The sequence below is a fragment of the Hirschia litorea genome, assembly GCF_042665075.1.
GTDB lineage: Bacteria > Pseudomonadota > Alphaproteobacteria > Caulobacterales > Hyphomonadaceae > Hirschia > Hirschia litorea.
In genome coordinates, this window is the sequence record NZ_JBHTBR010000002.1 from 849,979 (window position 1) to 863,585 (window position 13,607).

Genomic DNA, 13,607 nt, shown 5'->3' on the forward strand with positions numbered 1-13,607 from the left:
ATTATTCATCTAATGGACAACACAAGTTTGCTGAAAAAAAGGCGCTAAATCTTACCCTAAGCGTTTCAACACTTTTTCGCGGCCGAGCAAAGCAAGAACTTGGTTCATTTGCGGTCCATGTGCTTGGCCTGTTAAAGCAAGACGCAAAGGCATGAACAAGCCCTTTCCTTTACGGCCAGTTTCAGACTTAAGTGCGCCTGTCCAAACGGACCAAGTATCTTCTGAGATTTCACCTTCCGGCAAATACGCAGCAGCGCCTGCAATGAACGCCGCATCATCCGCTTCAAGGTCAGCTTTATCAATGTCACCAAAGAAGATCGGCAACCAGATTGCAGCGTCATCTACTTTTTGAAGATTTTCTGAAACAAGCGCCCAAAATGCGTCATTGGCTTTGTCACCAAGCGGCAAAGCAGCTAGGCGGTCTTTGACATCCTCAAAGGACAAACCGCGCGTGATTTCAGCATTTAGAGCCATCAGTTCTTTTTCATCAAAACGCGCTGGTGCACGTCCAATTTTTTCAAAAGAGAATTCTGATGCTAAAGTTTGCAAACTGTCTTTAAGCTCAACAGGGTCAGACGTTCCAATTTTTGCAAGTAGGCTCGCAATTGCAATCGCCTCAACACCATCAGCTGCCAATTGCTGAACTGACAAAGACCCAAGCCGCTTTGAAAGCCCCTGTCCGTCCGCGCCAATTAGCAAAGGTGTGTGTGCCATTTGCGGCGTTTTACCACCTAAAGCACGGAAAATTTCAATCTGTGCGCCTGAATTGGTTACGTGATCTTCACCGCGCACGACATGCGTAATTTCCGCATCAATATCATCTACAACAGAAGGCAATGTATAGAGGTATGATCCATCTGCACGAATAAGCACAGGGTCTGAAATAGACGCTGTATCTATAGCTTGTGGACCACGTACAAGGTCTACCCATTCACAAGGTTTTCCAGACAATTTAAAGCGCCAATGCGGCTTGCGTCCCTCGGCTTCTAACTTTGCTTTTTCGTCGTCAGTCAGGTTCAACCCTGCACGATCATAGACTGGTGGACGGCCACGCGACAAAGCGATTTTGCGCTTACGGTCTAACTCTTCAGCTGTTTCATAACATGCATATAGCAGACCATCAGCTTTGAGCTTTGCAGTGGCTTTATCATATTCAGCGAAGCGTTCCGATTGCTTGAATGTATCATCCCACTCAAGCCCCAACCAAGTTAGATCTTGCTTGATCCCGTCTTCATATTCCTTTGTCGAACGCTCAAGGTCAGTATCATCAATACGCAAGACAAATTGACCACCCTGTCCTTTTGCAAACAACCAGTTGATCAGTGCTGTGCGCACATTTCCTACGTGAAGACGACCAGTTGGAGATGGCGCGAAACGGACTTTGCAAGACATGTATGTGATCTCAGATTTTTTAAACAGCGACAATCGCCAAGAGTAGCGACTGTATTCCCGCAACATGACACATTATGCAAGGGGTTGCGGCGTTAATTTTAGAGCAAGAGCAATCGACTAGCGCGCGGCTTTTCTCCACCCTGCGGCATACGCTTCAGCTTCTGTACAAAACCATTGCTCACCGTTTTTGACGTTGATCCTTGTACGTTCATAGTCACGTTGCCCGCGAACATGGAAGATACGATTACCCGAACCAGAAGATATATTCCCCTTGATATCGCATCCAGCTTTTATGGGCTTGGCTTGATTTTGAATTGCACGTTTTTCGTTTATTGCTTTGATTTCTTTTCGATAATCATGAGGGCGTATAAATTCTGACCTCCAGATACCACGCTCATTCACACGCGCATCCGTTTCTGCATTCACATATCGCTTAGAATATTGAGTATAAGCAACAGCCCAGCCATTGCGAACCTGAGCCTCATTGAGGTCAACCTCTCCAACACGACAGATAGACACAGATCGCTTGTATCTGTCTTTATCATATACTGTACACGATACGCGCTCACGTCCTATTGCACGCTCCAAAGCTTTTCGTGAAGAGCGCCCACAGGCCCATTCTTCATTCTTGAAACGACAGGTTTGTTTACCCTCTAGCGCGTCGATACCAAATAAACGAATGCGCTCATCGCCGATGCGTAAACTATCACCATCCGTCACAACAGCGCGTCCCGAAATCACTTGTAACGGACCACTTGTCGCTAATGATTTATCCGTATTGATAATGTTCAAGGAAGCGAACACACCAAATATCGCTGCAGAGAGAAATGTGAGTATTTTCATACTCACAAAATTAGCGAAAACGCGTTAAGAAACTGTTGAGTGTTTCATTCTCTCAGCTCAGACAATCACCAGCTAGCTCTCGTTTTCTGCTCCTACAGCAGCGGCTAAAGAGGCGGCTAGGAATTTATCTAAGTCACCATCCAAAACACCTTTAGTGTCAGAGGTTTCCACTCCAGTTCTGAGGTCCTTGATCATTTGATAGGGCTGCAAAACGTAGGAACGAATTTGATGTCCCCAACCAATATCAGTCTTCGCATCTGCATTTGCTTGTGCCGCTTCTTGGCGTTTACGAAGTTCTAATTCATAGATACGGGCACGCAACATTGTCCAAGCAGAAGCTCGGTTTTTGTGTTGGGACCGATCTGACTGACACTGCACCACAATGCCTGTGGGTTCGTGCGTTAAGCGGATCGCAGAATCGGTTTTGTTGATGTGCTGACCACCGGAACCGGATGCACGATATGTATCTGTGCGGACATCTTTGTCTTCAATATCCACTTCAATAGTGTCATCAATGACGGGAGATACCGCAATGGATGAAAAACTAGTATGGCGTTTTGCATTCGAGTCGAACGGAGAAATTCTCACAAGTCGATGCACACCCGATTCGCTTTTTAACCAACCATAAGCATTTTCACCGGAAATTTTCAAAGTTGCAGACTTAATACCCGCTTCCTCACCGTCATGGCTATCGAGCTCTTCGACTTTCATGCCATGCGCATTTGCCCAGCGCACATACATACGGCGGAGCATATTGGCCCAATCTTGACTTTCAGTCCCACCTGCCCCTGCATTTATCTCGACGAAACAATCATTGCCATCAACTTCACCAGATAAAAGCGCACTTAATTCAGCACGTTCGGCACGCTCAAGCGCAGCACGCATGGAGACGACAAGGTCATCCAGCATACTTGTGTCGCCATCCAACTCAGCCATTTCAGAAATTTCTTCAGCGTCTGTAACTTCCCGCTCTAACGCTTCAATGTCTTCAATCGCTGTGACAATTTTAGTACGTTCGCGCATAAGCTTTTGCGCATTCTCGGCATCATTCCAAAAATCTGGCTGCTCGGAAAGTGCGTTTAGCTCATCTAATCTTTTGGTTGCAACGTCCCAGTCAAAGACGCCTCCTCAGCAACTCAACGGAGTGCTTAATTTTATCGGCCATAGCCTGAAGTTCGGGTGTCATACACATCTCTATTCATAAAGAACGCCCCAGAACGGGGCGCTCAAAAATTTGAAGTTTAGCTTTAGCCCTTAATGCAAACCATATTCAAGCTCTTGCTCGGGTTCAGCCTCAACAATTGGTGGCTGGTATGGCGCTGGTCCTTGTGTGCCATCCTGCTGGGTAGAGGGAGTTTGCCCAAAGCCTAGATCCCGGAAAGGTGTTGCCTGAGGTGTGGGCCTTTGCTGGTCCTGTCTTGGTGTTTGAGTGTTCAAATTACCTAAATCACCATCACCCAAGTCCAACTCACCATTGAGGTTTGGACTATTTTGCGGCTCACTATAGCCTTCTGTCTCTCCATTCATGACGGGCTGCGTATACCCTTCGGCATCTGGATCAACACTGTCATCAACATATTCTTCAAGATTATATTGACGTGACGGCAAATTAAATGCTGACGAGTTTCCGTCTAATTGTCCGCCATTATTTTGACGTTTCAATTCATTGATCCAATCATCGAAATCTTCCGTCATGGCACCCCCCGGTTCCGTACCCGGTTTAAAGGCTTCCATAATTGTGCGGTATGTGTCCGGTCCCGGAATCTTACCTGTCTTTGCGTCCACCTCAACAAGGCGCACACCTGATGGAAGACGGAAAGGCATTGCCGGCGCATCTTCCAGAGCTTTCATCATAAAGTCTCTAAATATTGGCGCTGCGACACGTCCACCGGATTCACCATTGCCCAGTGAATGGGGAGAATCAAATCCAACCCAAACTGCTGTTACAAGATCAGGAGAAAACCCGACAAACCAAGCATCGAAATAATCATTCGTTGTACCTGTTTTTCCTGCGACAGGCTTTCCGACAGCTCTTACACGAGAGGCTGTACCACGCTGAACAACCCCCTCCAACATGGATACCATTTGGTAGGCTGTGATCGGATCAATAACTTGCTCACGTGTATCTTCAAACACAGGCGGTAATTGATTATTCCAAACACCATTACAATCACTACAGTCTTTGTTCGCGCGCCGCTGAATAGTTTTACCGTAACGGTCCTGTATTCGATCTAAGAATACTGGTTCAACCCGCTTTCCGCCATTCACAAGCATGGAATAAGCAGTCGCCATTTTAATCGGTGTTGTGTCACCTGACCCCAATGAACGCGACAGATATGTTTGGGGCCCAAGAATACGGCGCGCCTCTTCTTCAGTCGCATCTTCTGGAGGCGTGGGATAGATTCCAAATCGACGCGCATATTCTGCGATCTTCTCCATCCCAACATCTTGCGCCAAACGGGCAGTCATTAGGTTTCGAGATTTTTCAATTCCCAAACGCAAGGTTGATTCGCCATAAAAGCTACCTGCTTCATAGTTTCCCGGCTTCCAAAGTCCTTGGGGCGTATCAATCACGAATGGCGCATCGAGCACTGTGCTCGCTGGTGTAAATCCAGAATCAAGTGCCGCTGCATATACAATAGGCTTAAAGGAGGACCCTGGCTGACGGCTCGCCTGCACAGCACGGTTATATTGGCTACGCCAGAACGAATACCCACCTGCCATAGCCAGCACACGTCCAGTGTGTGGGTCCATTGCCACGAGCGCACCTTCAACGCTTGGCAATTGGCGCACATGGTAAGGAGCATCTTCTTTAACTTTAACCTCATCCATAATTGTACGCTCAAGTACATTTGGAGGCGGCTCTTGAGTTACAAGAATAACATCCCCTTTTTGCAAACCCACTTTACCATCTTTAGACTTATAGGTTTTCACCCATTTGCGACTCTCTTCCGCAATCCAGCCTGTTTCATTGTCTTCAAGGCCAATTTTAATGGCTTTATCATCAACAGCCAGCACAACAGCTTTTAACCAATCACCTGCTCCGCTAGGTGTAGACACTTCATACAATGCTTCTGACCAGTCTTTATCGACATCGAGTGTTGTAAACCCACCGCGATAAAACTTGGTACGGCGGTCATAGGTTTCCAATCCCATTTGCAATGCATTTTGGGCTGCAAGCTGGAAGCGCGAATCAAGTGTCGAACGCACGGACAAACCTTGCTCATACAACAATTTTTCAGCTGCTATCTGTTGTTCTTCATCTTTTGCATATTCATCAAACTCAACACCTTGAAGCTCACCCTCACGTGCGCGGCGCAAAATATCGCGACGCACTTCTTCAACAAAATAAGCCGATGCGAGCACTTCATCACTGTTTAGACGATCAGCGATTGTAAGCGGTTCTTGTTGAGCTGCTTCAGCCTCTTCTTGAGAAATATACCCATTGATTGCCATACGCGAAATTACCCAATTACGTCGTGCAATCGCCGCATCTGGTTTCTTATATGGGTTCACCTTACCTGGTGCTTTAGGCATTGCCGCCAAAAGCGCACATTCAGCGATAGATAAATCCCGAAGAGGTTTACCAAAATAATTGATGGATGCAGCCCCCACTCCATAAGAGCGACCACCAAGATAAATCTCATTCAAATAAAGTTCGAGAATTTTCCGTTTGGTAAAAATTTGCTCCAAACGACGCGCCACAAAAGCTTCTCGTACCTTACGCACGACTGAACGCTCAGAGCCGACCAGCATGTTTTTCACTGTCTGCTGCGTAATGGTTGATCCACCCGTGATGCGCTTGCCTCTAATCGCATTCAATAAAACACCACGAATAATCCCTTTTGGGTCTATCCCATCATGTTCATAAAAGGATTTATCTTCCGCCGATAAGAACGCATTGATAACGGTATTAGGAAGTTCAGATTCTGGAATAAAGACTCGATGCTGGCGCGCAAACTCGGCCACCAATGTTCCATCCCCCGCATGCACACGACTAGTGATTGGGGGCGCATAGGTTTTCAATTCGCGAGGTGCAGGCAAATCACGGGTTACAGAATAAACCCACCCTAAGATTCCAGCCCCGACAAGACCAACGCAAAAAGCTGCGAAAAAGAGCAGTTTTCTAAACATGAGTTATTCAAACCTATTCACTTAAAGATCGGACTGGGATCAATCACGTCCGCAACGAGAATCACTTCGCATTTGGGTAACTTTATGGCGCGACTAGACAAAGTTTTAAAGCTTATCGCTGCGCTACATAAAATTCTTTATCGGCAAAGAACGTATTTGTTGCATTCACGATGGCCTTCATAAGCCTTTTACGATGACGAGATGAAGTTAAAAGCGCTTCATCTTCTTTGTTACTCATAAAACCCATTTCAAATAGAACAGCCGGCACATCCGGCGCGAGAAGAACATAAAAGCCGGCATCTCTGTGAGATCGACTTAAAGTTGGCCAGCCGACACGTTGCACTTCTGGAATTAGAATTTCTGCAAATTCAGCAGAACGGTTTTTCGTCTCCCGTTCAACAAGGTCTACTAGAATATCAGTCACCTCTTTTGAACGACTTTCTTCCTTCTCTATATCAAGCACCCAATTATTCGTTTGTTTAAGGGATTTTGCACGTTTTTCACCCGAAGCGGACAATGTATAAACAGAAGCGCCTCGCGTCGAAGGATTACGGCCAGCATCTGCATGAAGCGAAATAAACAAATCAACTTCAAAGCGGCGCGCAATATTTACGCGGTCTTCTAACTCAATGAAAACATCCGTTCCACGCGTTAGCGCGACCTCATATCGCCCTGTGCGTTTCAATGCATCGCTCAACTCTAGCGCTGCTGCCAGATTGACTTCTTTTTCGGTTTTACCGCCATGACCATGCGTACCGGGGTCTCGACCACCATGACCTGCATCAATCACAATGATTGGTTTTCTACGTTGGTATTGCTGCGCCGTGCTTTTGCGCCGTTGAGCTTCGGCAGCGCCGGCTTGTTCTTCAAACTTTTTTTCTGAAACTGTCTCAAGATCCAAAACAATACGATGCACATCATTATTGTCTTTAGGAGCTACTCGGAAAGCTTTTTTGACATCAGCAGCTTGCTCCAAATCAAGGACAAGGCGCGATGTTGTTGGGGAGTTATGGCCGTAGCGATATTGCTGAACTAAACCACTTCCATTCCCCTTACCCGACTCACTTGTGAGGCCATTTATTGACCAACGCAGGCGCGGCATATCTAAAACAATGCGTTTTGCGCCATTGGATAATGTGAAATATTCATAATCGATGGGAATATTTGCATCAATTACAACCCGCGTATCTTCACCTTCATCGCCAAAGCGCACATCGGTGATTCGGGGTGTTACAGAAGCTTGAGCAAACGCATCCGCAGACAGAATGCCTATAAACAAGCACCCAATAGCAAAAATTATTTGTCGCAACAAACGTCGATCCTCCGCCCAAAACATAAGGTTTTGTCATAACAACAATGAATTAAGGCGGATTAAACACAACTTAGCGACAAAGTTAGGCTTTCTTTTTTCTTCATTATTGGGCAAGTTAGTAACCTGTTGCGTTTATGCAGCACTAATGAGTGCACGTCCAGATTGGCGAAAGACGCCAGACTGCACCATATTAGTTATTCGAATTTCAAACGTGCGAAGCTGGCCGATCCAAATAGTTAGGAAGCCAGCCGCCGGATAAGGAAACAGATGGGTAAGTTCCTGTCACACTCTAAAATCTGCTTTGCACGCTCTGGAAAGCGTCAAATGACGCGTACCCTATTCAGACATCGTGGGATGCTGGTCGCCAACACTTGCGCCGCCCCGCCACACAACAATGAGGCTAACCTACATGAGCAAGCTCATGTTGATCGACGCCGCGCACCCAGAGGAAACTCGGGTGACGGTCGTCGCCGACGGACAAATCGAAGATTTCGACTTTGAGGCACGTGATAAAAGGCAATTAAGAGGTAATATCTATCTTGCAAAAGTAACGCGCGTGGAGCCATCGCTCCAAGCAGCTTTTGTCGAGTATGGTGGAAACCGTCACGGCTTTTTAGCATTCTCTGAAATCCACCCTGATTACTATCAGATCCCACAAGAGGATCGTGAAGCCCTTCTTGCTGAAGAAATGGCTTCAAGTCGTGATAGCGATGATGATGACGATGATCATGGTGTAGACGATGATGATTCAGAAGCTGCTGCTTCATCAGATGATGATGACAGCACGTCAGATGATTCTGATGCAGACACACCAAAGTCTAAACCAAGACGCCAAAGACCTACGCGCCGCTACAAGATACAAGATGTTATCAAGCGCCGTCAGGTCTTGCTTATTCAAGTCGTAAAAGAAGAGCGCGGCAACAAAGGCGCAGCTGTTACAACTTACCTGTCACTTGCGGGTCGTTACGGCGTGCTTATGCCAAACACAGCACGTGGTGGTGGCATTAGTCGCAAAATCGCAAATGCTGTAGACCGCAAACGCTTGAAAAAAATAATGAGCGAGTTCTCTGTGCCCGAAGGCATGGGCTTAATCATTCGAACAGCAGGCGCAAAGCGAACCAAGTCTGAGATTAGTCGCGATTATGATTATCTTATCAGGCTATGGTCCACGATCCGCGAACAAACGCTCGATTCCATGGCTCCTTGCTTGATCCATGAAGAAGGTGATCTCGTCCTGCGTGCTATTCGTGACCTTTTCGATCGCGATGTAGATAATATCATCGTTGAAGGTAAGGAAGCTTACACTCAAGCGAAAAACGTCATCAGCATGTTGATGCCAGATCACGCCAATAAAGTGATCGAACACAATCACAAAGCGCCCCTTTTCATCTCTCATGGTGTTGAAGCGCAGCTAGACAATATCTTCTCTCCTGTTGTGCAATTACCATCAGGTGGATATCTGGTCATCAACCAGACAGAAGCGCTTGTGGCTGTTGATGTGAACTCTGGTAAAGCCACGCGTGAGCGCAATATCGAAGCAACCGCTGTAAAGACAAACCTTGAAGCTGCTGCTGAAGTCTGTCGCCAAATGCGTCTTCGTGACCTTGCGGGTCTTGTTGTTATCGACTTCATCGATATGGAAGAGACCAAAAACAACCGAGCTGTTGAAAAGAAAATGAAGGACTGCTTGTCCATTGACCGCGCACGCGTTCAAACTGGACGCATCAGTCAATTTGGATTGTTTGAAATTTCTCGCCAACGCCGTCGCGCAGGTGTGCTCGAACTTTCCTCGGAACCATGTAAAGCCTGTCAGGGAACAGGGCGTAACCGCTCTATCGAATCGGCAGCACTTCAATTGCTTCGCGCAATCGAAGAACGTGGAGCAGATGAACGTGTAGACAGTGTCACTGCTAAGGCTCCGTCTGAGGTCGCACTCTACATCCTAAACCACAAGCGCGATTCCATCACCAATATGGAAGCAAGCACAGGCGCAGATATCCTCATCAGTGCTGATGATGAAATGATGCCGGGTGATTTCGCTATCGAAGCCACCTCAGAAGGTAATATTGTCGCTTACAAACCAATCGTTCCTGTTGATGCGACGCCTAAGAAACGCCGCCCTCACCGTCATGAAGAAGTTGAAGATGAAGAAGACACTTCAAAAGATTCGTCCAATGACGGAGACGATGATTCAGACGATCCAGACAGCGATGAAAATGCGCGCCGTAGACGTCGTGGCCGCCGTGGTGGACGTCGCCGTCGTGGATCAGAAAATGGAAGTGAAGAAACAGCAGATGGCTTAGAGGTCATTGATGGGGATGCTGAAGACGACAAACCGTCAACTGACACCTCCGACAATGCCTCCCGCCGCTCTTCACGTCGTCGTCGTCCGCGTCGTCGCACGCCAGACGTTGCTGTGGATGGGGGGGAAATGTTGGATGCGATTGCATCCGCGCCCTTTCTCGCGATCGAAACGCCGGAGGAGGAAGAAGAATCCTCACCCGCAGAAGCAGAACAATCCGCATCAACAGACGGCGAATCCAACAATGAAGGCGGACGCTCGCGCAACGGAAAACGTCGCAGACGCAAACGCAAAAACAACAATGCAGCTCAGGCCGATAACAACGGGACTGAAAACTCTGAGTCGCAAGCTAATGTCGATGCTGAAGCGCCCGAACAAGTCGTAGCAGATGCTTCTGATTCAACAGAAAATGCAGATACAAGCTCACAGAATGAGCCAGAAAAACCTGCAAAAACTGTAGAGAAAGAAGCTGATGTCGTTGCCCAAGCGCCGCAAGCAGATGTTGTTGAAACACCTACAGACGCGCCCGAAGCAACAAAGGCTCCAGATGTAGATGTTCCTGAACAACCAGCGCCCGCACCTGCGCCAACGCCTGAACCCGCGAAAGCGGAAATCAAGCCTGTTGCGCCGGTCGCAATCGAAACAGCTGCGGAAGAGGATCTTCACTCCATACATGTGGAAACACCTGTTTTAGAGAAAAAGGAAGCTCCCAAAAAACGCCGTATAGGTTGGTGGAACCGCAAATAAGACCTTATTTGCCATAACAAAACCATACACCCCTGTAATTGAAGAGTTGCAGGGGTGTTTCTTTTTATGCATTCACATAAGATACATTTCGACTGGGATAGTTTTATTGCCGTGGGGGCATGGAGGAGACCGTCTATATGGGCGCGTTAAAAAATTTACCTCGTGCTTTTGCTTTTGCTTCAGCACTGATTTTATTACCTCTTGCACAATCGCAGGCTCAAGGGCTGGTGCGAGATGCAGAAATAGAAACAACTCTCAAACGGTATGGCAAACCTTTGTTTGAGGCAGGCGGTTTAAACCCAGATGAAGTCGATATCTATATCATCAACGACAATAGCCTGAATGCTTTTGTGACGGGTGGTCAGCAAATGTATTTCCACACCGGTCTCCTTATTAAAGCCGAAACCCCTCAAGAAATTCTGGGCGTCATGGCACACGAAGCAGGTCATATAATTGGTGGGCACAACATTACGCGCACGCAAGCGATGGGATCAGCTCAAGGCTCGAGTTGGATTGCGTTAGGTCTTGGTGTTCTTGCGATTGCTGCGGGTGCCCCTGATGCAGGTGTCGCGCTTATGGCGTCTTCACAACAAGCTGCTGCCCTCACCTTTTTTAAATATACCCGCATCGAAGAAAGCTCAGCGGACCAAACGGGTCTTACACTTTTAGAAAAAACTGGCATTCCAGCAGACGGGCTGGTGACGTTCATGGAAAACATCCGTGTGTCGGAGGTTTTATCTGCCAGACGCCAAGACCCTTATTACCGTACCCACCCCGAAATTGGGCCTCGTATTGGTGCGCTTCGCAATCGTGCGGAAGTGATCACAGCGAACGCCGATCCACTTCCTGACGAGTACCAACGCGAGTTGGAAATGATGCAAGCCAAACTTATTGGATTTTTGCAGCCTCGCACCGCCTATATCAAGTACCCACTGTCTGACACGTCAACAGCGGCACATTATGCGCGCGCTATTGCAGCACACCAAAACAGAGATGAAACTGCTGCACTAAAAGAAGTGCAAACTCTTGTGGAATTAGAGCCAGATAACCCGTATTTTGAAGAGCTTTATGGTCAGATTCTATTTGAGAACGGAAAGTTTGAAGAGTCAGTTCCTCATCACCGTCGCGCTTTGGAGATCACTCAGGACCACTCCCTATTGTATGTAAATCTCGCGCAATCACTCATTTCGCTAAAAACGAAAGAAGCGAATGAAGAAGCTGAAGACCTACTGCATAAAGCGCTTATTCTTGAGCCGGGAAATGCCTACGCATGGCGTCAAATGTCATTCGCTCTGGGCGCATTGGGCCGCAAAGCTGAAGCTGAACTTGCAACAGCCGAATCAGCCTATGTGATTGGTGATCTGGTAAAAGCAAATATCTTTGCATCGCGTGCGAAAGATGATCTGCCACAAGACACCCCCAAATGGCGACGCGCAGATGATATCGCAGCGATTACACAAGCTTATATGCAGAATAATGCGCCGCGCCAGCAAAGACGGCGACTAAACAGCCAGTTCTCGTTTGAAGCTCACAAAGACGTGAACCATCACTAACATACCTATAAGCATTTCTTTGCTATACCCACTGAAACACTCGACTTCTTCCTAAAGGACTTCCGACGAATGACTCTTGGTTCCCTCATTAAAACGTCTACTGCGAGCGCTGCGCTCATATTCAGTGCTGCATGTTCGCAAGCTGCTTCAGAGCCAACTTCGGTTTCTAGCAAAGATAAAGCAGCAATCGAAAAAATCGTACATGCTTACATTGTTGAGAACCCAGAAGTGATCATCGAGGCCTTGCAAGTTCTTGAAGAACGTCAAGAGATCGCATCTGCTGAACAAAAATCAGCCTTTTTGCCAGCATTTCTTAACCTAGAAAATGCCCCATCCCTTGGGCCGAAGGATGCACCAATCACGATCGTCGAATTTTTCGATTATAATTGTGGTTTCTGTAAGAGCTCAAAAGATTGGGTTTTGGATCAAGTTGATAGTGGTGACATCCGTGTCGTTTTCATGGAATTGCCAGTTCTTGATTCACGCACGAAAACTTCAGCATTGGCAGCACGCGCCTCCATAGCAGCGCACATGCAGGGCAAGTACAGAGAGCTACATTCAGCTATGCTCGGTGCTAGCGGCCTTACGAAAGGGCGTATTCTAACGCTCGCCAAAGAAGCAGGACTAGACACACAACAACTGGCCAAAGACATGGAAAGCGCAAATGCGTACCGCTTGTTAGAAGACACTATGAAGCTTGCTGAACAAGCAGATATTCTTGCTACGCCTAGCTTTTACGTAAACGGAAAATTTGTGTCAGGTGCAAATTTCCCTTTGCTAAATCAACACATTGCAGCAGCTCGCGGCAGCAAATAGCCTAAAGCAAAACATAATAAAGCAAACAAAAGGCGGCCCCACTGGAGCCGCCTTTTTCTATCCGTTCAAAATTGGCGATACAATCGCCTATAGTTTATTTGCGGCAATAGCCCTCGCCAACTTCAACCATTAAACAGTCTGACTTTCCTGCAAGCCATTTCATACCTGTTTCATCGCCAGTTGCAGGCTTAAGGATAATATCTTGACCATTTCGCGTGAAACGAATTCCATTTTCATTTGCTTCACCTTCAAAATTGCCAATCATATCATCATCTAACCCCCACCGCATTTCGATGTTAAATGAAGCATTGTCTAGGGATTCAATCGCCAGATACATACCTTCGGGGCCAGTGTAGAGACCTGCAAGCTCTTTCCAACGGTTGTCATTGCCTTCAGGCTGAACAGACTCGTTAGACTTTTGACTTGTTGATTCATTCTCTGTTGGAGACGTATCACAAGCACTCAGCAACGCTATTACGGCTATTGAAATCAAACACCTATGCATAAT

General features: G+C 47.1%; 9 protein-coding genes. 3 read left to right on the top strand and 6 right to left on the bottom strand.

Translation table 11 applies throughout. The features are described 5' to 3' along the window. Nucleotides 1–51: 51 nt before the first annotated feature. The 5 genes from gltX to ACFQS8_RS04000 all read right to left on the bottom strand — a co-directional run bounded on the left by gltX (nt 52) and on the right by ACFQS8_RS04000 (nt 7,678). A complete protein-coding gene (gene gltX / locus ACFQS8_RS03980; RefSeq protein ID WP_382165933.1) occupies nt 52–1,392 on the bottom strand; it encodes a glutamate--tRNA ligase in 1,341 nt (446 codons plus the stop codon). Nucleotides 1,393–1,509: 117 nt separating this feature from the next. After that, nucleotides 1,510–2,235 (bottom strand): thermonuclease family protein, encoded by a 726-nt coding sequence (locus ACFQS8_RS03985; protein WP_382165935.1) that lies wholly within the window; start codon nt 2,233–2,235, stop codon nt 1,510–1,512. Nucleotides 2,236–2,307: 72 nt separating this feature from the next. Further along, nucleotides 2,308–3,421 (bottom strand): peptide chain release factor 2 gene (gene prfB, locus ACFQS8_RS03990; protein WP_382165937.1). Its coding sequence is split into 2 segments (ribosomal slippage): nt 2,308–3,351 and nt 3,353–3,421, totalling 1,113 coding nucleotides; the frame shifts between segments, so codons are not numbered across the junction. A gap of 68 nt (nt 3,422–3,489) precedes the next feature. Further along, a complete protein-coding gene (locus tag ACFQS8_RS03995; protein ID WP_382165939.1) occupies nt 3,490–6,369 on the bottom strand; it encodes a penicillin-binding protein 1A in 2,880 nt (959 codons plus the stop codon). Between the two features lie 112 nt (nt 6,370–6,481). Beyond that, complete coding sequence (locus tag ACFQS8_RS04000) at nt 6,482–7,678, bottom strand: N-acetylmuramoyl-L-alanine amidase (RefSeq protein ID WP_382165941.1); 1,197 nt, start codon at nt 7,676–7,678, stop codon at nt 6,482–6,484. A 412-nt stretch (nt 7,679–8,090) separates the two neighbouring features. Here ACFQS8_RS04000 and ACFQS8_RS04005 point away from each other — a divergent pair, with 412 nt between their 5' ends. The 3 genes from ACFQS8_RS04005 to ACFQS8_RS04015 all read left to right on the top strand — a co-directional run bounded on the left by ACFQS8_RS04005 (nt 8,091) and on the right by ACFQS8_RS04015 (nt 13,099). Continuing rightward, nucleotides 8,091–10,730, top strand: a complete 2,640-nt coding sequence (locus ACFQS8_RS04005) for an Rne/Rng family ribonuclease (protein WP_382165943.1) — start codon at nt 8,091–8,093, stop codon at nt 10,728–10,730. Nucleotides 10,731–10,867: 137 nt separating this feature from the next. Continuing rightward, nucleotides 10,868–12,283, top strand: coding sequence for a M48 family metalloprotease (locus ACFQS8_RS04010; protein ID WP_382165945.1), 1,416 nt, complete (start codon nt 10,868–10,870; stop codon nt 12,281–12,283). A 69-nt stretch (nt 12,284–12,352) separates the two neighbouring features. Further along, nucleotides 12,353–13,099 (top strand): DsbA family protein, encoded by a 747-nt coding sequence (locus ACFQS8_RS04015; protein ID WP_382165947.1) that lies wholly within the window; start codon nt 12,353–12,355, stop codon nt 13,097–13,099. Nucleotides 13,100–13,193: 94 nt separating this feature from the next. On the opposite strand, the gene ACFQS8_RS04020 is transcribed toward ACFQS8_RS04015, so the two are convergent. Beyond that, the gene (locus tag ACFQS8_RS04020) at nt 13,194–13,604 is read right to left on the bottom strand and encodes a hypothetical protein (RefSeq protein ID WP_382165949.1); all 411 of its coding nucleotides are present in this window, start codon (nt 13,602–13,604) and stop codon (nt 13,194–13,196) included. Nucleotides 13,605–13,607 lie beyond the last annotated feature (3 nt).

Coding starts and splice junctions, on each gene's coding strand:
- gltX (WP_382165933.1), bottom strand. CDS start 1,392: ATGTCTTGCAAAGTCCGTTTCGCGCCATCTCCAACTGGTCGTCTTCAC.
- ACFQS8_RS03985 (WP_382165935.1), bottom strand. CDS start 2,235: ATGAAAATACTCACATTTCTCTCTGCAGCGATATTTGGTGTGTTCGCT.
- ACFQS8_RS03995 (WP_382165939.1), bottom strand. CDS start 6,369: ATGTTTAGAAAACTGCTCTTTTTCGCAGCTTTTTGCGTTGGTCTTGTC.
- ACFQS8_RS04005 (WP_382165943.1), top strand. CDS start 8,091: ATGAGCAAGCTCATGTTGATCGACGCCGCGCACCCAGAGGAAACTCGG.
- ACFQS8_RS04010 (WP_382165945.1), top strand. CDS start 10,868: ATGGGCGCGTTAAAAAATTTACCTCGTGCTTTTGCTTTTGCTTCAGCA.
- ACFQS8_RS04015 (WP_382165947.1), top strand. CDS start 12,353: ATGACTCTTGGTTCCCTCATTAAAACGTCTACTGCGAGCGCTGCGCTC.
- ACFQS8_RS04020 (WP_382165949.1), bottom strand. CDS start 13,604: ATGCATAGGTGTTTGATTTCAATAGCCGTAATAGCGTTGCTGAGTGCT.